The following is a 21409-nucleotide window of genomic DNA, read 5'->3' on the forward strand; positions in this document are numbered from 1 at the left end:
GATCCAACGCCCGCAAAGGTTTAATGCCTTGGTCCGTTGCACCACAGAATGCAAAAAGTAGGAGCTCTTCATGTTCACCAAGCAGCGTTTGATTATTGTCGCTACGGCTGTGGCCTTGCTGTCTGGCTGTGCCTCGCCTAACCCTTACGACAACCAGGGTCAGGCCGACGGTGGTTCCACGGGCATGAGCAAAACCGCTAAATACGGTGGCCTCGGCGCGCTGGCCGGTGCTTTGGCCGGTGCCGCCATCAGTCACGATAACCGTGGCAAGGGCGCGCTGATTGGCGCTGCGGTGGTGGGTGCTTCGGCTGCCGGTTACGGTTATTACGCCGACCAGCAAGAGAAAAAGCTGCGCGCCAGCATGGCCAACACCGGGGTGGAAGTGCAGCGCCAGGGTGATCAGATCAAACTGATCATGCCGGGTAACATCACCTTCGCCACCGATTCGGCGAACATCGCGTCGGGTTTCTATCAGCCGCTGAACAATCTGGCGGGCTCGCTCAAGGAGTTCAGCCAGAACCAGATCGAGATCGTCGGCTACACCGACAGCACCGGCAGCCGCCAGCACAACATGGACCTGTCGCAGCGTCGCGCCCAGAGCGTGGCAACTTACCTGACCTCTCAGGGAGTGAGCGGTGCCAACCTGTCGGCTCGCGGTGCCGGGCCGGATAACCCGATTGCCAGCAACGGTGACGTCAATGGTCGGGCGCAGAACCGTCGGGTCGAGGTCAACCTGAAGGCGATTCCCGGTCAGCAGTATGAGCAACCGACTCAGCAGTACCAGTAATAGCCTGACTGAACCCTAGGCAACAAAAAACCATCAGCAATTAAAAAGCCCCCGGATAATCACTCATCCGGGGGCTTTTTGTGTCGCGCGAAACCTGATTACTTTTTCAGGCCGTAATGCTCATCGAGCATGCCCGGCGCGTTCGGGGCTTTGGGGGCGTAGTCGCGAGGCGGCTCCTGATTGCGCGGTGGCGTCAGGCGTTCCCGTGGGGCGGTTGCCGCATCGGCGTGCAGCGAGGCCAGCAGGCGTTGGCGGGTTTGCTCGTCCAGGGCCAGGCGGTTGGCACCCTCGGCGAGATGATCCTGCACTTCCTGATAGCTCGCAGTCAGCTTCTTGACCAGTGTTGCAGTGCTGTTGAAGTGGGTAACCACCTCGTTCTGATAACTGTCGAAACGTTCCTGAATGTCATCCAGCTGACGTTGTGTGCTGCTAGGCGCGGCATTCGGCACCAGGCGAGCGATCAGGAAACCAATGGCGACACCCACAACCAGGGCAAGAGTCGGCAACAACCAAACTAAGAGCGAGTGTTCCACGAGTCCTTCCTCTATAAACGGCTTTGCTTTACGTTAACGGCTCGAACCTGCGCTGTATACCGCGATTCACTCGCAATAGATTGGCACAGACAATTTGCTAGACGAGTCGACCCGATTTGAGGTCACGGAGTTCCTTCCTTGCTTATGCGCGAAACCCCTGTAGTGATTGATGGCCCGGTCGGCCAACTGGAAGCCCTGTATTTGGAAAACAAGGGCCTGGACAATGAGCAGCCACGCGGCATTGCGCTGATCTGCCATCCGAACCCGGTGCAGGGCGGCACCATGCTCAACAAAGTGGTCTCGACCCTGCAGCGCACCGCGCGCGATGCCGGTTTGATTACTTTGCGTTTCAATTATCGTGGCGTCGGCGCCAGCGAAGGCAGCCACGACATGGGCACTGGCGAAGTCGACGATGCTCAAGCGGCCGCCGAGTGGCTGCGGGCCAAACACCCGGACTTGCCGCTGACGCTGTTCGGTTTCTCCTTCGGCGGTTTTGTTGCCGCCAGTCTCGGCGGACGCCTGGAAGCGAAGGGCGAACAGCTGAAACATTTGTTCATGGTCGCGGCTGCTGTCACTCGCCTCAATGGTTATGACCTGTTGCCGGTCAACTGCCCGTTGACCCTGATCCAGCCGGAAACCGACGAAGTCATCGATCCGCAAGCCGTCTACGACTGGTCCTCGAAACTCGAGCGCCCCCATGAGCTGCTGAAAGTGGCAGAATGCGGACACTTTTTTCATGGCAAGCTGACCGATCTCAAGGATCTGATCCTGCCGCGTCTTTCGAATTGATTGCAGTCTGACAAGCGATTACCCATGACGACTCGTACCCGTATCCTCACCGGCATCACCACCACCGGCACGCCGCACCTGGGCAACTACGCCGGCGCCATCCGCCCGGCGATCATCGCCAGCCGTGACAGCAATGCCGATTCGTTCTACTTCCTGGCCGACTACCACGCCCTGATCAAATGCGATGACCCGCTGCGCATCCAGCGCTCGCGTCTGGAAATCGCCGCGACCTGGCTGGCCGGTGGCCTGGATGTGGACCGTGTAACCTTCTATCGCCAGTCCGACATCCCGGAAATCCCCGAGCTGACCTGGCTGCTGACCTGCGTCGCCGCCAAGGGCCTGCTCAATCGCGCCCACGCCTACAAGGCCTCGGTGGACAAGAACGTCGAAACCGGCGAAGACCCGGACGCCGGCATCACCATGGGCTTGTACAGCTACCCGGTGCTGATGGCCGCGGACATTCTGATGTTCAACGCCCACAAGGTGCCGGTCGGTCGTGATCAGATCCAGCACGTGGAAATGGCCCGTGACATCGGTCAACGCTTCAACCATCTGTTCGGTCAGGGCAAAGAGTTCTTCACCATGCCTGAAGCGCTGATCGAAGAAAGCGTTGCCACGCTGCCGGGCCTCGACGGCCGCAAGATGTCGAAGAGCTACGACAACACCATTCCGTTGTTCAGCCGCGCCAAGGAAATGAAGGACGCCATTTCGCGGATCGTTACCGACTCCCGTGCACCGGGCGAGGCGAAAGATCCAGACAACTCGCACCTGTTCACCTTGTTCCAGGCCTTCGCCACCCCGGCGCAGTCCGACGAATTCCGCAGCGAACTGTTGCAAGGCCTGGGCTGGGGCGAGGCGAAGAATCGTCTGTTCCAGCTGCTGGACAGCGAGCTGGGCGAGTCCCGCGAGCGTTATCACCAACTGATCGAACGCCCTGCAGACCTGGAAGACATCCTGCAGATCGGCGCCAAAAAGGCTCGTTCGGTGGCGACACCGTTCCTTCACGAACTGCGTGAAGCGGTTGGCCTGCGCTCTTTCGTCGCTCAGGCTCAGGTCGCGACCACCACCAAGAAGAAAGCCGCGAAAGCCGCGCGTTTCGTCAGCTTTCGTGAAGACGACGGCAGTTTTCGCTTCCGTCTGCTGGCGGCCGACGGCGAGCAACTGCTGCTGTCGCGCAACTTCGCCGACGGTAAAACCGCAGGCCAGGTGACCAAGCAATTGCAATCGGGTCAGCCATTGGACGTGCGCAACGAAGACCTGAGCTTCAGCGTCTGGCTGGAAGGCGAGTGCGTTGCCGACAGCCCGGCCTTTGCTGACAGCGCCGCTCGCGATGCTGCCATCGAGACCCTGCGGGTTGCTCTGACGCCGGTTCAGGAATAAATCAACGGCTCGGCCCGACCAAGGGCCGATTGCCATTCCCACGGGCCGTCGCTACAGTGACGGCCCGTTTTTGTTGCCTTGCTAACGAATTATGACGCCCCTAGAACGATATCAAGCTGATCTGAAACGCCCGGAATTCTTTCATGACGCCGCGCAGGAAACTGCGGTGCGCCATTTGCAGCGCCTGTACGACGATCTGGTCGCGGCCTCGCACAGCAAACCGGGTCTGTTCGGCAAACTGTTTGGCAAGAAAGACGCGGCACCGGTCAAGGGTCTGTACTTCTGGGGCGGCGTCGGCCGGGGCAAGACCTATCTGGTCGACACCTTCTTCGAAGCGCTGCCGTTCAAGGAAAAGGTCCGCACTCACTTCCACCGCTTCATGAAGCGCGTGCACGAAGAGATGAAGACCCTCGGCGGCGAGAAAAACCCGCTGACCATCATCGCCAAGCGCTTCTCCGATGAAGCCCGGGTGATTTGTTTCGATGAGTTCTTCGTGTCCGACATCACCGACGCGATGATCCTCGGCACGCTGATGGAAGAGCTGTTCAAGAACGGCGTGACCCTGGTCGCGACCTCGAACATCGTCCCGGACGGTCTGTACAAGGACGGTCTGCAACGTGCGCGCTTCCTGCCAGCCATTGCGCTGATCAAGCAGAACACCGAGATCGTCAACGTCGACAGCGGCGTCGATTATCGTCTGCGTCACCTTGAACAAGCGGAGCTATTCCACTTTCCGCTGGATGATGCGTCCCACGAAAGCCTGCGCAAGAGCTTCCGCGCCCTGACGCCGGAATGCACGGCAGCCATCGAGAACGATGTGTTGATGATCGAGAACCGCGAAATCCGTGCCGTGCGCACGTGCGATGACGTGGCCTGGTTCGACTTCCGCGAACTCTGCGACGGCCCGCGCAGCCAGAACGATTACATCGAACTGGGCAAGATCTTCCACGCCGTGTTGCTCAGCGGTGTCGAACAGATGAGCGTCACCACCGACGACATCGCCCGACGCTTTATCAACATGGTCGACGAGTTCTACGACCGCAACGTGAAGCTGATCATTTCCGCTGAAGTCGAGCTCAAAGACCTCTACACCGGCGGTCGCCTGAACTTCGAGTTCCAGCGCACGCTCAGTCGTCTGCTGGAAATGCAGTCCCACGAATTCCTGTCCCGGGCGCATAAGCCGTAGGACATTTCGGTAAATGAGAAAGGCCTGCATTGCAGGCCTTTTTTGTGCGCTGAAAAAACCCCGTTTGCTTGGCCACAGCCGGATGACAGCGTGCGTCAGTTGGCTATCAGGAGTCCGATAATCGGAATGATCAGCAAGGTGCTGATGGCCATGGACAGGACATTACCGATGTAGGCATGCATGTAGGCCGGCACCCGCTGGGCAATGGCGCAGGCCAGGGGTGGCGCAATCAGTGCGCCCAGCAGTGCGCTCGCGGTGATCACCTGCCAGCTGCCGCCGTACGTCAGAACGGCCGCCGGTACGACTGACACCAACGGAACGTAGGTGGGATACCAGCCGCGCAATATCCATTGCTGACGCCAGATCACTACGCCTAACGCCGAGGTCAACGCTTGCGCGGCGATCAGTTGGGGCAGCAAGCCCGTGCCATACACCGGGCTTGTGGGGTTCAAGGTGTAAGCCATCAAGGCGCCCGCGATCAAACCGAGACTGGCCCATTCATTGCCAAAGAACGGCGCTTCCGAAAAGTCGGCCAACACCCGGCGCAGGCTCCACACGACACCATAATCGGGCGTTTTGGTGATGGCGGGTACGGGCACAGGGGAGGGCGGTTTCTTGGGTGGGTCGGATTTCACCAGGCTCGGCAGGTAATGACAGAGCAGAAAAGCGCCGACGCTGGCGACCGCCATGCCCGTGACATTGCCGATCACCGCCGGCAATCCGAGGGGGTTGCAGACGTAATTGACGATCAACAAGCACATCGGAGTGACGAACACGGCGCCCATGATTGCGCCATTGATTGTGACCTTCCAGCCGCCGCCAAACATCAGCACCATCGCCGCTGGCAACGAAACAAACGCTGCAAACGTCGGTTGCCAACGGGTGGCCGTGACCGTCCAGCCCCACAGCAGGTTACTCAGCAACAGCCCCAGCAACGAACTGGTCACCAGCCACGGCCATAATCGCGTCCCATAGGAGATGGCAAAACCTTGCCAGGCTTTTCCCGTTCGATTCGCCCAATAAGCCAGATAGGCGCCGGCCAACAGCCCTATTGAAGCGAACTCGTGTTTGTAGAACGCAACCTCGCTGATGTCGCCCAGTACCCAGCGCAACCAGGCACCGGGTTCGGGGAGACTCGAGACCATGTCACTGTAACTTGGCCAATGCGCTTCCCAGGCGGAACGGTAGGTGAATGAAAGCCAGACAATCAGCAGTGTCGTGCCGATCATCAGCAGGATGATTGCAAGATCCAGCGGCGACCTGCCGGCAAGCCGGTTTCTTTCGGTTGTGGTTTCCATCAGTCATGCCCCCTTATCAGCGCGGCAGACAAGGGTGTTGGGTGTAACCGAGCATTTGATCGTAGAGATCGGTGCGACGATCGCGATGCAGATCGTTCAGGCTGTTCCAGATCGGCGCACTGCGGGAGCTGGTCAGGTCAATATCGGCAAACAGGATTTCTTCCTGGTCCGCTGAAGCCACGGCGCCAATCGGCCAGCCATTGGTGCCGGCAATCAGTGAACAACCCAGGTAACGAGCCCCTCGCTCTTCGCCGATCCGGCTGGCGGCGGCGATGAACACGTTGTTTACATGGGCAGCTGTCATGGTCAGGTACGACGCCATGCACTTGCCGGCGTCATCGAACAGCGGCGGAGGCGTCCACACCCAGTTGTTCAGGCTGCAAATGATGTCCGCGCCTTGCTGGCTGAGGATTCGCGGCACTTCCGGGAACCAGATATCCCAGCAGATCAACAATCCGATACGGCCAATAGGCGTGTCGAAAACCGGAAAGCCCAAATCTCCCGGCGTGAACCACAGCTTCTCCAGGTTCCACAAATGGGCTTTGCGATACTTGCCGATAAAACCGTCAGGCCCGACCAGAACGCCGGTGTTGAACAGCCGCATGCCATCGCGCTCAGTCAAGCCAGCCACCAGGTAAACCTTGTACTGACGGGCGAAGTCCACCCAGATTTGCACACTTGGCCCGTCGGGAATCACCTCCGAATGGTCGAACGCGTCTTGCCGATTGCTGAAGAAATAACCTGTGCTGCAAAGCTCGGGCAGCACGATGAGATTCGCGCCGCCGTTTACCGCCTCCAGGGCCAACTCCAGACCATGACGCAGATTACCTGCACGTTTCTCTTTGCCGACTTGTGGATCGAATTGCACGACTGCTATACGAACAGGACTTGTTGGCTCGCTCATTTTCGATGACCTCTTTTTATTGTTATTCACGCTGTTTAGCTGCGTGTTTATGAGAGTTGAAATGGCGTTTTTGCGTAAGTCAGCGGCTTCCGTTTGAGCTGTAGTCCGTGTCCGAAGATCGCGCAGGGCAGGGCGCCCGAATGCTTCTGTCGGGGCGCAAGATGGCGTAATAGAGCGGTTGCGCAGAGACAGAACCAACGCTCAGGGTGCATTGGTTCTGGGAGATGGCGCCGGATGTCAGTTGCGGACGCGGTATTGCGGGTAGTCGCTCATGCAGAATCCGCCGTTGAATACCGCTGCGGTTTTATTGCAGATATGAATTACGGCATCCACGGCGCCGCGAAAGCAGGGCTCTGTCCAGCCGGCATCGACTGAAAACGATTCGCCGGAGAAATACAGACCGGACACAGGCGAGAAATCCCGGTTGTACTTCATCAGGCTCACCGCGTCGTAATAAGTGCCGGGCCTGTATAACTTTGCACAACCCAAAGCGTTTCTGTCCGTCATCCAGCGTTGGACCACGGCATGTTCAGTTTGAATGTAGGGAGAAATCCTCTCCTGAACATTGGCGGAATTCATCAGTATCCGGTCGAGTTCCTCTACGCACTTCGCCACCAGTTCCTGGTCGTTAAACAGCGCCAGTTTGGTGGCGTCATCCTCCCATGTGTAGCTTAGTAATATGCAGTCGTATGGATAATTCTCGTTATAGCGATAGCTGTATACGTCATGAATGAAACTGTCGGTCACAATCGCTTGGGGGATTCGGGTTTGGCTTGAAAGGAATGATTTGTTTAAGGGGGCGTACACTTTGCAACTTGTTTCCCAGTGCGCTGTTTTGTAAGCGTTGATCATCGCGAATGGCAACATCTGCTGATTGAAGTTTTCGAGTCGGATACCTGTTTCAATCAGCCATGAAGGCAGGGTCATGATGACAGCGTCAAAGTCATCGAACAGTTCCTGTGATTGACAGGGCTGGCTGAATTTCCATGTGTAGTAGACGCGTACTTTTTGATCGTCCAGCTTCTTCAGTTTGTTGACGGATGAATCGGTGAAAAATCCGTCGCCTCTTTCAAGACAATGTTCGTAGAACGACGTGTGCGCGCTGTCGGTGTTCATGAACAGCAGGCATTCGTCCAGCGCCGCGAGGCCGATGTAGCGCGGGCTGTCGAAAGGCAGACCCTTCGCATCGAGAACAGCGTCGCTGTGCAAGTAAGGCGCGGGAAGCGGTTCGCCGCACGAATCGACCCGACCGTGAACCAGTTGCAGGCGACTGCTGAATCCGAAAATGGCGGTACGCAGTGGGTAGAGCGCGCACACGTCATAAAAAGCGCCCCAGCTACCATCGCCGATGCCAATCGAATAGAACAGGGTGGATTCGTACGAGGTCATTCCGACTCCGCCGAAATCTCCAGTTTTGTCCTTGCTCCAGGTTTCCAGCACCGGCATGCAGACCAGGTCGCGAAACGAAACACGCTCGTACCTGTCGACGATGGCCGCCCAGACGGCTTCCCACTCCTGTGTGGCGTAGATCAGCGCAATCTGGCGAGTCATCCTGGCGGCAAAGGCTTTCCACTTGGCATAAACCGTTTGCAGCGCCTCGTCGGGTGGAGGCGTCAAGCCGTCTTCATTTGTCCAGATCAACATGTGCGGATCCGCGCGACCACCCAGGCTGCCTTCCTGAAGATAAATGCCTGTCGAACTCACCCACTGACTTCCCGGATTGGGGAAGTCCGATAGCGCCAGGTCAAATGCCTTGGCGTAGTAAGCCATCAGCGATCGGCCCTCTTTGGGTGGCTCGTTTTCTCTATTGAAAAATGGCAGACGCATGGCGCCCATCTCGAAAGGTGTATGACTTTCTTTTGTTGGATGGCTGCCATGGACGGTCAGGTGCCTGCCGCCAATGCGTGTCGATTGTTCTATCAGTGTCACGTCGGTAAAACCGCAACGATAAAGTTCTCGGGCAGCAGTGAGTCCGGTAACGCCTGCGCCAATGATGCATATTTTATGGGTGGGATCAGTTGCCTTTGCTACGCCGTGTTTCTGTTCAATTAACGCTCGGTAGTCAAAGCATAAGTCCGGCGGATTTGGGAATCGGCCTGACCATTTATTTTTAGCCTGGAGATTTTCGGTCTTGGCGTTAAGTGATAGAAGCTGGGAACTTGTTTCTGTGGTCATTGATGATCTTCCCTGAAGTGCAGTTCAGCTGGCGGGAAGAATATATTGGGGTTCTCGGTAAGCGGCTCGCAAGAGCACAAAGGACTTGTTCGGTACTCTGTATTCCGTTTTTCATGTAAGGGAAATAATCACGCGATCGTTATCTTTAAACACCGTTGGTGTTTGCAGTTTAATTCTGAAACAGGCGCCGCTTGGCAATTCCGTGGCGGCGCGTGTATCAACAGTTATGCTGCCTGTTGAAACTGCTGCCGATACTGGTTCGGCGACAGCTCGGTGTGCTGGCGGAACAAGCGCGCAAAGAAACTCGCATCGTCGTAACCGACTTCATAGCTGATGGTCTTGATGCTCTTGCGGCTGCCGGAGAGCAGACCCTTGGCGGTTTCGATGCGCAGTCGTTGCAGGTAATGCAGCGGCTTGTCGCCGGTGGCGGTCTGGAAGCGCCGCATGAAATTGCGGATGCTCATGCCGTGTTCGCGAGCCACGTCTTCGAAGCGGAATTTGTCGGCGAAGTGTTCTTCGAGCCAGTGCTGGATCTGCAGGATGATCACATCCTGGTGCAGCTTCTGGCCGCCGAAACCGATTCGTCCTGGCGAGTAGCTGCGCTGCACTTCATAAAGAATGTCCCGCGCCACGGCCTGGGACACGTTGGCGCCGCAGAAGCGTTCGATCAGGTAAATGTAAAGGTCGCAGGCCGAGGTGGTTCCGCCGGCGCAATACAGGTTGTCGGCGTCGGTCAGGTGCTTGTCCTGATTGAGCTGAACCCGCGGGAAGCGTTCGGCAAACGCATTGAAGAAGCGCCAGTAAGTGGTCGCTTCCTTGCCGTCGAGCAGCCCGGCCTCGGCCAGCCAGAACACCCCGGTAGCTTCGCCGCAGAGTACTGCGCCGCGAGCATGTTGCTGGCGCAGCCAAGGCAGGACCTGTGGATAACGTTGGCAAAGGGTATCGAAATCGTCCCAGAAGGCTGGAAGGACAATGATGTCCGCGTTTTCCAGGCCGCCGTCCACCGGCATGATTACATCGCTGAAGCTGTTCACCGGTTTGCCGTCGGGGCTGACCAGGCGGGTTTCGAACGCCGGCGTCAGGCCTTGGCCCAGTTGTTTGCCGTAACGCAGGCTGGCCAGGTGGAAGAAATCCTTGGCTTGCATGAGGGTGGAAGCGAAAACCCGGTCGATAGCCAGGATGCTGACGCGCCGCAAAGGCGTGGAGACTTGGTTAGACATAATTCAACTTTATTCTTATAGGGGAAAGTGGTCACCAGACGGCTGGATCGTCTTATTTTTTGTCTGATGTGTCCAGTGTCCTGTATCGGGTGCGGGGCATAGTCTCTGAAGGTCAATTCCGGCTAACAATAACGACAGGTGCCGCATGATCCCCAGAACCTTGTTCAGCTCCGAGCACGAACTTTTTCGCGACAGCGTGCGAACGTTCCTCGAAAAAGAGGCCGTGCCGTTCCATGGGCAATGGGAAAAACAAGGCTATATCGACCGCAAACTCTGGAACAAGGCAGGGGAGGCGGGGATGCTGTGTTCGCATCTGCCGGAAGAGTACGGCGGCCTGGGGGCGGACTTTCTCTACAGCACAGTGGTGATCGAAGAGATCGGTCGTCTCGGCCTGACCGGTATCGGTTTTTCCCTGCATTCGGACATCGTCGCGCCGTACATCCTGCATTACGGCAGTGAAGCGCTGAAACACAAATACCTGCCGAAACTGGTGTCTGGCGAGATGGTCACGGCGATTGCCATGACCGAGCCGGGTGCCGGTTCCGACCTGCAAGGGGTGAAAACCACCGCGGTGCTCGATGGCGACGAGTATGTGATCAACGGTTCGAAGACATTCATCACCAACGGCTTTCTCGCTGACCTGGTGATTGTCGTGGCCAAGACCGATCCGAAGGCTGGCGCGAAAGGCACCAGCCTGTTTCTGGTGGAAGCCAACACCCCAGGCTTCGCCAAGGGCAAGCGTCTGGAAAAAGTCGGCATGAAGGCTCAGGACACCTCGGAACTGTTCTTCCAGGACGTTCGGGTACCCAAGGAAAACCTGTTGGGGCAGGCCGGGATGGGCTTCGCGTACCTGATGCAGGAATTGCCTCAAGAGCGTCTTACCGTTGCCATCGGCGGGCTTGCTTCGGCTGAAGCTGCGCTGCAATGGACGCTGGATTACACCCGCGAGCGCAAGGCATTCGGCAAGGCGATCGCCGACTTCCAGAACACCCGCTTCAAACTGGCGGAGATGGCGACCGAGATTCAGATCGGTCGGGTCTTCGTCGATCGCTGTCTGGAACTGCACCTGCAAGGCAAGCTCGACGTGCCAACCGCGGCGATGGCCAAGTACTGGGGCACTGACCTGCAATGCAAGGTGCTCGACGAGTGCGTGCAGTTGCATGGCGGTTACGGTTTCATGTGGGAATACCCGATCGCCCGGGCGTGGGCGGATGCGCGGGTGCAGCGAATTTATGCGGGGACCAATGAAATCATGAAGGAGATTATTGCGCGGTCGCTTTGATTTTGCTGTGACTGGGTTGACGCCTTCGCGAGCAAGCCCGCTCCCACATTCGACCGTATTCTTCCAGTAGAACTCGATTAAATGTGGGAGCGGGCTTGCTCGCGAATGGGTCTATGAATCAATCAAGGTGCAGGATTCGGGTGATCCTTGTGAATCGCCTCGATCCCTTCCAGTACCTCTTCCGACAATTTCAGATCAAAACTGGCGATGTTGCTCTCCAGTTGCTCCATCGTCGTCGCGCCAATGATGTTGCTGGTCACAAATGGCTGCTGAGTGACAAACGCCAACGCCATTTGCGCCGGATCCAGGCCGTGTTCACGCGCCAGTGCCACATAACGACTGCACGCGGCTTCCGACTGCGGGTTGAAATAGCGGCTGAAGCGGCTGTAGAGGCTCAGGCGGCCTTTGGGCGGACGCGCGCCACCTTCGTACTTGCCCGACAGGAAACCGAACGCCAGCGGCGAATAGGCGAGCAGGCCGCACTGTTCGCGGATGGCGATTTCTGCCAGTCCGACTTCGAAGCTGCGGTTGAGCAGGTTGTACGGGTTCTGGATCGACACGGCGCGCGGCCAGCCACGGGCTTCGGCCAGGGCGAGGAAGCGCATGGTGCCCCACGGAGTTTCGTTGGACAGGCCGATGTGGCGGATCTTGCCGGCCTTGACCTGTTCGTCCAGCGCTTCGAGGGTGTCCTCCAGAGGCGTGAGGTTGGCTTCGGTCTGGTGTTTGTAACCGAGCTGACCAAAGAAATTGGTGCTGCGCTCCGGCCAATGCAGCTGGTAGAGGTCGATGTAGTCGGTCTGCAAGCGCTTGAGGCTGGCGTCCACGGCTTCGGTGATGTGCTGGCGGTTGTGTCGCAGGTTTTTGTCGCGGATGTAGTCGATGGTGTTGCCGGGGCCGGCGATCTTGCTCGCGAGGATCCAGTCAGCGCGATCACCGCGGCTTTTGAAGTAATTGCCGATGTAGCGCTCGGTGGTGGCGTAGGTTTCGGCCTTGGGCGGCACCGGGTACATCTCGGCGGTATCGATGAAATTGATCCCGGCACTCTTGGCCCGTTCAATCTGGGCGAAGGCTTCAGCCTCGCTGTTTTGCTCGCCCCAGGTCATGGTTCCGAGGCAGATGGCGCTCACGTTCAGATTGGTTCGGCCTAGCTGGCGATAGTCCATCGGGTGCTCCTTGGGCAAAACAATCATAAAAGCAGGTTGAATTATTTTTCGCAATCTGCATAATTGCGCACCTCTTTCTGCAGTGGAAGTGATGCGCCGCCGCCGAAGAATCTTGCCGTTGAACGGACGCGCCGACCCGAGCCCCCGAAAGCGTCTGTATCCGGCTGCCTTTGACTTGTCAAAGTACGCACTATTCAGTAAGATCCGCCGTCTAATTTACAGGGCGGCCCCTGAGGCTATAAAGAATGAAAACTTTTACTGCTAAACCGGAAACAGTACAGCGCGACTGGTTTGTCGTCGACGCTGCAGGTCAGACCCTGGGTCGTCTGGCCACCGAAATCGCGAGCCGTCTGCGTGGCAAGCATAAAGCTGAGTACACTCCTCACGTTGACACCGGCGATTACATCGTCGTTATCAATGCCGAGCAGATTCGTGTAACCGGTGCTAAAACCACCGACAAAATCTACTACTCCCACTCCGGTTTCCCGGGCGGCATCAAGTCGATCAACTTCGAAAAGCTGATCGCTAAAGCCCCTGAGCGCGTGATCGAGACCGCGGTTAAAGGCATGCTGCCTAAGAACCCACTGGGTCGCGACATGTATCGTAAGCTGAAAGTCTATGCGGGCGCTGTACACCCTCATACTGCTCAGCAGCCCCAAGAACTGAAGTTTTAACGGAATAGTTCATTATGTCGGCGACTCAAAATTACGGCACTGGCCGTCGCAAGACCGCAACCGCACGCGTTTTCCTGCGTCCGGGTACTGGTAACATCTCCATCAACAACCGCACCCTGGAAAATTTCTTCGGCCGCGAAACTGCCCGCATGGTAGTTCGTCAGCCGCTGGAACTGACTGAGACTGTCGAGAAATTCGACATCTACGTCACCGTGATCGGTGGTGGTGTAAGTGGTCAAGCTGGCGCAATCCGCCACGGTATCACTCGCGCACTGATGCAGTACGACGAAACCCTGCGTGGCGCTCTGCGCAAAGCTGGCTTCGTTACTCGCGATGCACGTGAAGTTGAACGTAAGAAAGTTGGTCTGCGTAAAGCGCGTAAGCGTCCGCAGTACTCGAAGCGTTAATTCGCTTTTACGTTCAAAAAGAACGCCCAGTTTCCTCGCGAAGCTGGGCGTTTTTTTATGGGCGCGATTTATCAAAGAATTGCTCTGTGACAACTTGCCACAGCCGTAGAAGCCCTATACTGCAAGGCTTGGCAGTGGAGCCCCTCGGTAATTACCTTGTCAGAATTGGGGCTTTTCATTACCATTCGGCAAAATTTTTATAAGTTCAGATTTTTACTTAGTAGACGCCTGATTTAACAGGCCACAAAGCTGATGGGAGAGGACTGAATGAGCAATGACGGCGTGAATGCAGGCCGGCGTCGCTTCTTGGTAGCAGCCACATCCGTGGTGGGTGCTGCAGGAGCGGTGGGGGCTGCGGTCCCGTTCGTGGGGTCATGGTTTCCCAGTGCCAAGGCGAAAGCCGCAGGTGCACCGGTGAAGGTGAATGTCAGCAAAATCGAGCCAGGTCAGCAGATGATTGCTGAGTGGCGCGGTCAGCCGGTGTTCATTGTCCGCCGTACCGAGGAAATCCTGGGGAATCTGAAAAAGATCGAGGGCCAGTTGTCTGACCCGACCTCCAAGAACTCGACACAACCGACCTACGTCGATCCAGAAACGCGGTCGATCAAGCCAGAGGTTCTGCTGCTGATCGGTATCTGCACGCACCTGGGTTGCTCGCCGACCTTCCGTCCAGAAGTGGCACCTGCGGATCTGGGCAAGGACTGGGTAGGTGGTTATTTCTGCCCTTGCCACGGTTCCCACTACGATCTGGCTGGCCGCGTCTACAAGTCGCAACCTGCGCCTTTGAACCTGCCAGTTCCCCCGCATTCCTATGAGACCGATGACATCATTGTCATTGGCGTCGATACGGAGAAAGCGTGATGAGCAAGTTCATGGATTGGGTTGATGCGCGCTTTCCCGCGACCAAAATGTGGGAAGACCATCTCAGCAAGTACTACGCCCCGAAGAACTTCAACTTCTTCTATTTCTTTGGTTCCCTCGCACTGCTCGTTCTGGTCAACCAGATCGTTACCGGTGTCTGGCTGACCATGAGCTACACCCCGTCGGCGGAAGAGGCATTTGCTTCCGTCGAATACATCATGCGCGACGTCGAGTACGGCTCGATCCTGCGTCTGCTGCACTCCACCGGCGCCTCGGCGTTCTTCATCGTGGTCTATCTGCACATGTTCCGTGGCTTGCTCTACGGTTCGTACCAGAAGCCGCGTGAGCTGGTGTGGGTCTTCGGTATGCTGATCTATCTGGCGCTGATGGCTGAAGCCTTCATGGGTTACCTGCTGCCGTGGGGGCAGATGTCCTACTGGGGTGCCCAGGTGATCATCTCGCTGTTCGGTGCGATCCCGGTCATCGGCAACGATCTGACTCAGTGGATCCGTGGTGACTACCTGATTTCCGGTATCACTCTGAACCGCTTCTTCGCCCTGCACGTTGTGGCCTTGCCGATCGTGATCCTCGGTCTGGTGGTGCTGCACGTTCTGGCGCTGCACGAAGTCGGTTCGAACAACCCGGACGGCGTGGACATCAAGAAATTCAAAGACGAAAACGGCGTACCGCTGGACGGCATTGCTTTCCACCCGTACTACACCGTGAAAGATATCGTCGGCGTGGTGGTGTTCCTGTTCATCTTCTGCTCGATCGTGTTCTTCTTCCCGGAAATGGGCGGCTACTTCCTCGAGAAGCCGAACTTTGAAGTGGCGAACGCCTTCAAGACACCAGAGCACATCGCTCCGGTCTGGTACTTCACACCGTTCTACGCGATTCTGCGGGCGATTCCGGACAAGCTCCTGGGCGTTATCGCCATGGGTGCGGCCATCGCTGTGCTGTTTGTCCTGCCATGGCTCGATCGTAGTCCGGTCAAGTCGATGCGCTACAAAGGGTGGATGAGCAAGATCTGGCTCTGGGTGTTCTGCATCTCGTTCGTGATCCTGGGCGTGCTGGGCGTACTGGCCCCAACCCCTGAGCGGACGTTGCTGTCGCAGGTATGTACCTTCCTGTACTTCGCCTACTTCATTCTGATGCCGTTCTACACCAGGCTCGAGAAGACCAAACCGGTTCCGGAAAGGGTGACTGGCTGATGAAAAAGCTATTTGCTGTACTGATTCTTGCTGCTTTGCCTGTGCTGTCCTTCGCGGCCGAACACGGTGGTCCTGAGCTCGAAAAGGTCGACATCGACGTTTCCGACAAGGCTGCCATGCAGGATGGCGCGCGTACATTCGCCAACTACTGCATGGGCTGCCACAGCGCCAAGTTCCAGCGTTACGAGCGTGTCGCCGATGACTTGGGCATTCCGCACGACCTGATGCTCTCGAAGCTGGTGTTCACCGGCGCCAAGATCGGCGACCACATGAGCGTCGGCATGCAGCCGGCTGACGCCAAGACCTGGTTCGGTGCGGCGCCGCCCGACCTGACCCTGGTCGCCCGCGTTCGTGGAACTGACTGGCTCTACGGTTACCTGAAGTCTTTCTACGAAGACCCAACGCGTCCTTGGGGCGTGAACAACAAGGTGTTCCCGAACGTCGGGATGCCTAACGTTCTGGTCGGCCTGCAGGGTCGTCAGGTGGTAGGCTGTAAACAAGTTCAAATCGTCGAAGACGGCAAGAAGCAATACGATCCGCTGACGGGCACGGCTTTGACTCATGAAGCCTGCGACCAGCTGACCGTGCTGCCGAAAACCGGCACGCTGAACGAAGAGCAGTTCGACGAGAAGGTCAAGAATCTGGTGACCTTCCTGGCCTACTCGGCCAACCCGGTGAAGCTGCAGCATCAGCGCATCGGTACCTATGTGTTGCTGTACCTGGCGTTCTTCTTCGTATTCGCATACTTGCTCAAGCGTGAATACTGGAAAGACGTCCATTGATATTGCTGTAAAATTGCTGTCAATCGCGCGCGCCCAAGGGCGTCTCTGAAGGTGTAACGAGCCTGGTGATCCAGGCGTTACGGGAGGCGCCCTCTGGGCGCGCGCGTTTTTCCGTTTCCGATAATTTCAACAAGCGAGGAGGACCGCCATGGGCGTGACCAATCGGTTGGCCTGTTACTCCGACCCCGCCGACCACTATTCCCACCGAGTGCGTATCGTACTTGCAGAGAAGGGTGTCAGCGCCGAGATCATTTACGTGGAGGCTGGTCGCCAGCCGCCTAAACTGATTGAAGTGAACCCTTACGGCAGCTTGCCCACCCTGGTCGATCGTGACCTGGCGTTGTGGGAGTCGACCGTGGTGATGGAATATCTGGATGAGCGTTACCCGCACCCGCCTTTACTGCCGGTTTATCCAGTGGCGCGTGCCAACAGCCGTCTGCTGATTCATCGTATTCAGCGTGACTGGTGTGGTCTGGTGGATCTGATCCTGGATTCCCGGTCCAAGGAAGCAGCCCGTGTCGTGGCTCGTAAAGAGCTGCGCGAAAGCCTGACCGGCGTGTCGCCGTTGTTCGCCGACAAGCCGTTTTTCCTCAGTGAGGAACAAAGTCTGGTGGATTGCTGCCTATTGCCAATACTCTGGCGATTGCCGATTCTGGGTATTGAACTGCCGCGGCCTGCCAAGCCGCTGCTTGATTACATGGAGCGCTCGTTTGCGCGTGAGGCTTTCCAGGCGAGTCTGTCTGGTGTCGAACGCGATATGCGCTAAGGCTTAAGGAGCCGCTATGAACTCCAGTCGACCTTACCTGGTCCGCGCGCTCTATGAGTGGATTGTGGACAACGATTGCACCCCGCACATGCTGGTCAATTCCGAGTATCCGTCGGTGCAGGTGCCTCAGGGTTTTGCCAGTGACGGACAGATTGTCCTGAACGTATCGCCGGCAGCCGTGCGTCATCTGCACATGGACAACGAAGCGGTCAGCTTCGAAGGGCGCTTCGGTGGCGTGCCGCACACCCTGTACGTGCCTATCGCATCGATCCTGGGTATTTACGCCCGGGAGAACGGTCAGGGCATGGTGTTCGATCTGGAATCGCCTATGGAAGACGAGGAAGAGATCGAGCCGGATGACGATATTCCGCCACCCGACAGCGAGCCGCCGCGTCCCAGCGGTCGACCGAGTTTGAAGGTGGTGAAGTAATAAAAAAGGCGATCCGCAAGGATCGCCTTTTTTGTGCCTGCGTGTTGCGTGTCAGTCGATGTATTCAAACAACTTCACAATCTTCTGCACCCCGGAAACGCCTTGCACCAGGTTGGTGGCTTGGGCAGCTTCCTGCTTGGTCAGCAGGCCCAGCAGGTAGACGATGCCGTTCTCGGTGACAACCTTGATGCGCGAGCCCGGAATGTTCGGATCGGTGAGCATCTGGGTCTTGATCTTGGAGGTCAGCCAGGTGTCGTTCTGGCGGGCAAGGAATCCGGAAGGTGGCAAGATTTGCAGTTCGTTGTGGACTGTCTTCACCCGCTGAACAGCCGCAGCGGCCTGTTCGGCCTTGGCCTTGAGGTCGGCGCGCGGGGTTTGCCCGGCGAGCAGCACGACACCGTTGAAGCTGGTGACGACGATGTGCGAGTCGTTATCCAGGGCTGGATCGGCCTTGGCGATGTTCACGCCGACCTTGGTGTCGATCAGAGAGTCGTCGATCTTGCTGCCGAAGGTGCGGGTGCCGCGGTCATCTTCAATCGGTGCTTCACGGCTGGCGTTAACCACCGAGGTGCAGCCGCTGATGCCGAGGCACAGGGTCAAGGCCAGAAGGCCTAGGCGATTAGGGGTCATTCTTCACTCCCGAACAGTTGGCTGTCGATCAAATCGCAAAGGCAATGGATCGCCAGCAGGTGGACTTCCTGAATACGTGCGGTGACGTTGGCCGGTACGCGAATCTCGACGTCCTCGGGCAATAGCAGCGACGCCATGCCGCCGCCATCGCGACCGGTCAATGCTACGACAATCATTTCGCGATCATGTGCGGCCTGGATCGCTTGAATAATGTTTGCCGAGTTGCCGCTGGTGGAAATCGCCAGCAATACGTCACCCGGCTGGCCGAGGGCGCGGATCTGTTTGGAGAAGATTTCGTTGTAGCTGTAGTCGTTGGCGATCGAGGTGATCGTCGAGCTGTCGGTGGTCAGCGCAATCGCTGGCAGGCTCGGACGCTCGCGCTCGAAACGGTTGAGCAGCTCGGACGAGAAGTGCTGGGCATCACCGGCAGAGCCGCCGTTGCCGCAGGACAGCATTTTGCCTTCGTTGAGCAGGGCGTTGACCATCACTTGGCTGGCTTGCTCGATGTGCGGTGCAAGTACGTCCATCGCCATTTGCTTGGTATCGATACTGGCCTGAAAAAGCTGGCGAATTCGGGATTGCATGTCCATCTGTGTGACCTTAATTAGCGCGGCTACTCGGCACATGAATGTGCAGCCCGCAAAGCAAAGAGCAAAAGTGTTGGGTGAAAGTGTCCGGTTCGGGGCGCACGCGATCAGCTGTCGAAGGCATTCTGCAACCAGTTCAACTGATCGAGGTTGCTGTCGATGGCAACCACGTCGAAACGGCAAGGGGAATTGGCCCAGCGCGACTCGCGCTGAAGAAAATACTGCGCGGCAAATATCAGCTTCTGCCGTTTGCGCTCATCAATGCTATCGAGCGCGCCACCCCAGTGAGTGTTTTTTCTGTAGCGGACTTCTACGAATACTACTGTATCGCCATCAAGCATGACCAGATCAAGCTCACCGCGTTTACACAACCAGTTCTGCGCCAGCAGGCGCAGACCTTGTTGTTGAAGATGCTCGAGCGCATGGCGCTCGGCATCTTTACCGCTTTGCTGGCGTGATCTGTCGGGCATCAGCGCGGGGTGTCCGGCAGGCGTTGAACCTGGCCGCTGACGAACTGTGCCCACGGCAACTGGCGGACCACACGTTGGTTCTGAGTCATGCCCAGGCTGCCCGATTGACCTTCGATGCGGCTGTCCGGCAGAGCCTTGAGTTGACCCAGGCGTGGTGCCAGGCGATAGGCATCAACCCCCATCGCGTACAGACGGCCCAGGCTGCCAGCAGCTTGTGGCCATTGAGCGGTCACTTGTTTGCGCAGTGGATCGTTGGCCTCCAGCAACCATGGGGTTTCGCAGAAGCGAATGCCGTTCATGTCGTTGTACTGATTTACATCGCCGCTGGCGCTGAACACGTGGGAGGTGGCATAAACCGGCACGTCGCCGGCGTACTGGAAGTTCAGGGTCGGCTTGATCTGCTGGGCTTGCTGAGGCGTTGCGGCCAGGAAGATGAACTCGATGTCCTGGCGACGCGAAGGCTGCGCAGCTACCTGCCCGCCAACGGTGCTTTGCAGGCTCTTGGCACGACCTTCGCTCTGACGCAGCTGGAACATGTCGGCAATTTGCTGGGCCAGTTGAACCGGTTGGTCGACGCGTTCGGTGGCGACGATGCTGCCACCGTTAGCCTGCCAATCCTGGCTGAACGCTCTCAACACGCGATCGCCCCATTCGCCTTTCGGCACCATGATGGCTGCGCGATGCAGGCCATCGGCGCGAGCGCGGCGGGACACTTCGCGGGCTTCGTCTTCAGCCGCAAGGCCGAACTGGAACAGTTGGGCCGGACCTTGTGCGCCTTCGCTGTAATTCAGCGCCAGGGTGGTGATCGGCAGTTGCGGGCGAGCACTGAGCTGTTTGACCAGCGGTTTCTCCAGCGGGCCGACGACCAGTTGCACGCCGTCGGCCTGAGCCTTGCGATAGAACTCATCAAGGGACGTCAGGCGCGAGCTGTCATAGAACTCGATGGCTGGCGGCTTCTGCCCGGCTTGTTGGGCCTGGTAGTGAGCAGCCATGAAACCTTCGCGCAGTGCTTTGCCGACCGACGCCAGCGGGCCGTCCTGTGGCAGCAGCAGGGCGATTTTGCTCAGGGGCTGGCTAGCCAGTTCCTTGAGCTTGGTCAGTGGTAGCGGCAATTGAATGGCGGCCGGGTGCTTTGGATTCTGTGCGCGCCAGTTGTCGATCGCGGCTTGCTGCTGTTCCAGGGTGCCGGCAGTTTTCACAGCCAGCGCCAGGCCCATCCAGCCGCCGAGGTCGTCGGTAGTGGTTGGCTGCAACTGGTCGGTCGGCAACGAGGCGATCAGGGTCCAGATAGCTTCGTGGTTTTTGCTCGCGGCTTCACCTTCAAGCATTGGCGCGATGAAGATGCGCTCCCGTGCGGCGGCCAGCGTCTGGCCATCGGCTTCAAGGGCGCGGGCATGGACGGTGCCGGTGCGAACCTGTTGCTCAACCGGCAGTTCACTCAGGCGTTGCAGGCTCGGATGACTCAAGGCTGTCAGCGCCGCTTTGGGCTGATTGCGAACCATGGCCAGTTCAGCCGCCAGGGTACTGGCGAAAACCTGTTGTCCAGGCTTGAGTGTTTCGACGGGGACTTGTTGCAGGATTTGCGCGGACTGGCCGGCATTCCCCTGACGATAGGCCAGGTCTGCTGCGCTCAGGCGCAACAGGGAGGCTTTTTCCGGGTCTTTGCTTTGAGCTGCCTGTGCGAGCAATTGCTCGATACTGGCATCCGGGGTCCGAGGAAGTTCGCCAAGGCTGGAGGAGGGCGAGCTGGCGCAAGCCGCCAGCAAGGCAGCGAGGCAGAGGGCAGTGAGCAGCCGCAGGCAAGCGATCATGTAAGTGTTCCTGATACTCGATCAAATTAGCGTGGAATTGTACCCAAGCACTGGCCGGGGCGC

Annotated in this window: 22 protein-coding genes; 12 read left to right on the forward strand and 10 right to left on the reverse strand. The window is 57.8% G+C overall.

Translation table 11 applies throughout. The features are described 5' to 3' along the window. The first annotated feature begins 70 nt into the window (after nt 1-70). Nucleotides 71-787, forward strand: coding sequence for an OmpA family protein (locus ACSQ87_RS05835; protein WP_223429659.1), 717 nt, complete (start codon nt 71-73; stop codon nt 785-787). A gap of 98 nt (nt 788-885) precedes the next feature. Here the strand turns inward: ACSQ87_RS05835 and ACSQ87_RS05840 are convergent, their stop codons facing one another. After that, on the reverse strand, nt 886-1320 hold the full coding sequence (locus ACSQ87_RS05840; protein WP_223429660.1) for a YhcB family protein: 435 nt from the start codon (nt 1318-1320) through the stop codon (nt 886-888). Between the two features lie 144 nt (nt 1321-1464). On the opposite strand from ACSQ87_RS05840, the gene ACSQ87_RS05845 reads away from it, so the two are divergent. From ACSQ87_RS05845 to zapE, 3 genes are all read left to right on the forward strand, one after another. Beyond that, a complete protein-coding gene (locus ACSQ87_RS05845) occupies nt 1465-2109 on the forward strand; it encodes an alpha/beta hydrolase (protein ID WP_150658957.1) in 645 nt (214 codons plus the stop codon). Between the two features lie 24 nt (nt 2110-2133). Further along, a complete protein-coding gene (locus tag ACSQ87_RS05850; RefSeq protein WP_436273523.1) occupies nt 2134-3489 on the forward strand; it encodes a tryptophan--tRNA ligase in 1356 nt (451 codons plus the stop codon). 91 nt (nt 3490-3580) lie between these two features. Continuing rightward, complete coding sequence (zapE, locus tag ACSQ87_RS05855) at nt 3581-4675, forward strand: cell division protein ZapE (RefSeq protein ID WP_046048269.1); 1095 nt, start codon at nt 3581-3583, stop codon at nt 4673-4675. A 95-nt stretch (nt 4676-4770) separates the two neighbouring features. Here zapE and ACSQ87_RS05860 read toward each other — a convergent pair whose 3' ends face one another. The 4 genes from ACSQ87_RS05860 to ACSQ87_RS05875 form a co-directional block, all read right to left on the reverse strand. After that, nucleotides 4771-5973 carry a hypothetical protein gene (locus ACSQ87_RS05860; protein WP_436273524.1) on the reverse strand — a complete coding sequence of 401 codons (1203 nt, stop codon included), beginning with the start codon at nt 5971-5973 and terminating at the stop codon, nt 4771-4773. Nucleotides 5974-5989: 16 nt separating this feature from the next. Next, nucleotides 5990-6877 carry a nitrilase family protein gene (locus tag ACSQ87_RS05865; RefSeq protein ID WP_223429664.1) on the reverse strand — a complete coding sequence of 296 codons (888 nt, stop codon included), beginning with the start codon at nt 6875-6877 and terminating at the stop codon, nt 5990-5992. 237 nt (nt 6878-7114) lie between these two features. Beyond that, nucleotides 7115-9052: a flavin monoamine oxidase family protein gene (locus tag ACSQ87_RS05870; protein WP_436273525.1), complete on the reverse strand. Its 1938-nt coding sequence runs from the start codon at nt 9050-9052 to the stop codon at nt 7115-7117. Between the two features lie 224 nt (nt 9053-9276). Next, entirely contained in the window at nt 9277-10173 is an 897-nt protein-coding gene (locus ACSQ87_RS05875; RefSeq protein WP_173860460.1) for a GlxA family transcriptional regulator, read from the reverse strand. Between the two features lie 244 nt (nt 10174-10417). Here ACSQ87_RS05875 and ACSQ87_RS05880 point away from each other — a divergent pair, with 244 nt between their 5' ends. Continuing rightward, on the forward strand, nt 10418-11554 hold the full coding sequence (locus tag ACSQ87_RS05880; RefSeq protein WP_046048264.1) for an acyl-CoA dehydrogenase family protein: 1137 nt from the start codon (nt 10418-10420) through the stop codon (nt 11552-11554). Between the two features lie 122 nt (nt 11555-11676). Here ACSQ87_RS05880 and ACSQ87_RS05885 read toward each other — a convergent pair whose 3' ends face one another. Then, nucleotides 11677-12717 carry an NADP(H)-dependent aldo-keto reductase gene (locus ACSQ87_RS05885; protein ID WP_046048263.1) on the reverse strand — a complete coding sequence of 347 codons (1041 nt, stop codon included), beginning with the start codon at nt 12715-12717 and terminating at the stop codon, nt 11677-11679. A 245-nt stretch (nt 12718-12962) separates the two neighbouring features. On the opposite strand from ACSQ87_RS05885, the gene rplM reads away from it, so the two are divergent. The 7 genes from rplM (at nt 12963) to ACSQ87_RS05920 (ending at nt 17848) form a co-directional block, all read left to right on the forward strand. Further along, entirely contained in the window at nt 12963-13391 is a 429-nt protein-coding gene (gene rplM / locus ACSQ87_RS05890) for a 50S ribosomal protein L13 (protein ID WP_007905295.1), read from the forward strand. Between the two features lie 14 nt (nt 13392-13405). Continuing rightward, nucleotides 13406-13798: a 30S ribosomal protein S9 gene (gene rpsI / locus ACSQ87_RS05895; protein WP_003216038.1), complete on the forward strand. Its 393-nt coding sequence runs from the start codon at nt 13406-13408 to the stop codon at nt 13796-13798. A gap of 267 nt (nt 13799-14065) precedes the next feature. Further along, nucleotides 14066-14659, forward strand: coding sequence for a ubiquinol-cytochrome c reductase iron-sulfur subunit (gene petA, locus ACSQ87_RS05900; RefSeq protein ID WP_007905300.1), 594 nt, complete (start codon nt 14066-14068; stop codon nt 14657-14659). Beyond that, nucleotides 14659-15870, forward strand: coding sequence for a cytochrome b (locus ACSQ87_RS05905; protein ID WP_223429666.1), 1212 nt, complete (start codon nt 14659-14661; stop codon nt 15868-15870). Before petA ends, ACSQ87_RS05905 begins: the two co-directional genes overlap by 1 nt. After that, a complete protein-coding gene (locus tag ACSQ87_RS05910) occupies nt 15870-16652 on the forward strand; it encodes a cytochrome c1 (protein ID WP_436273526.1) in 783 nt (260 codons plus the stop codon). The genes ACSQ87_RS05905 and ACSQ87_RS05910 overlap by 1 nt, the downstream gene beginning before the upstream one ends. 148 nt (nt 16653-16800) lie before the next feature. Beyond that, nucleotides 16801-17418, forward strand: a complete 618-nt coding sequence (locus ACSQ87_RS05915; protein WP_008155978.1) for a glutathione S-transferase N-terminal domain-containing protein — start codon at nt 16801-16803, stop codon at nt 17416-17418. Nucleotides 17419-17434: 16 nt separating this feature from the next. After that, on the forward strand, nt 17435-17848 hold the full coding sequence (locus ACSQ87_RS05920; RefSeq protein ID WP_008155980.1) for a ClpXP protease specificity-enhancing factor: 414 nt from the start codon (nt 17435-17437) through the stop codon (nt 17846-17848). Nucleotides 17849-17899: 51 nt separating this feature from the next. Here ACSQ87_RS05920 and ACSQ87_RS05925 read toward each other — a convergent pair whose 3' ends face one another. The 4 genes from ACSQ87_RS05925 to ACSQ87_RS05940 all read right to left on the reverse strand — a co-directional run bounded on the left by ACSQ87_RS05925 (nt 17900) and on the right by ACSQ87_RS05940 (nt 21346). Beyond that, nucleotides 17900-18478 carry a BON domain-containing protein gene (locus ACSQ87_RS05925; RefSeq protein WP_056853208.1) on the reverse strand — a complete coding sequence of 193 codons (579 nt, stop codon included), beginning with the start codon at nt 18476-18478 and terminating at the stop codon, nt 17900-17902. Next, nucleotides 18475-19068, reverse strand: a complete 594-nt coding sequence (locus tag ACSQ87_RS05930; protein WP_008025961.1) for a phosphoheptose isomerase — start codon at nt 19066-19068, stop codon at nt 18475-18477. Before ACSQ87_RS05930 ends, ACSQ87_RS05925 begins: the two co-directional genes overlap by 4 nt. Nucleotides 19069-19172: 104 nt before the next feature. After that, nucleotides 19173-19535: a YraN family protein gene (locus ACSQ87_RS05935; protein ID WP_436273527.1), complete on the reverse strand. Its 363-nt coding sequence runs from the start codon at nt 19533-19535 to the stop codon at nt 19173-19175. Continuing rightward, nucleotides 19535-21346: a penicillin-binding protein activator gene (locus tag ACSQ87_RS05940; RefSeq protein ID WP_150659108.1), complete on the reverse strand. Its 1812-nt coding sequence runs from the start codon at nt 21344-21346 to the stop codon at nt 19535-19537. Before ACSQ87_RS05940 ends, ACSQ87_RS05935 begins: the two co-directional genes overlap by 1 nt. Between the last annotated feature and the right edge of the window lie 63 nt (nt 21347-21409).

Source organism: Pseudomonas sp. LjRoot277 (assembly GCF_964253845.1).
Taxonomy (GTDB): Bacteria; Pseudomonadota; Gammaproteobacteria; order Pseudomonadales; family Pseudomonadaceae; genus Aquipseudomonas.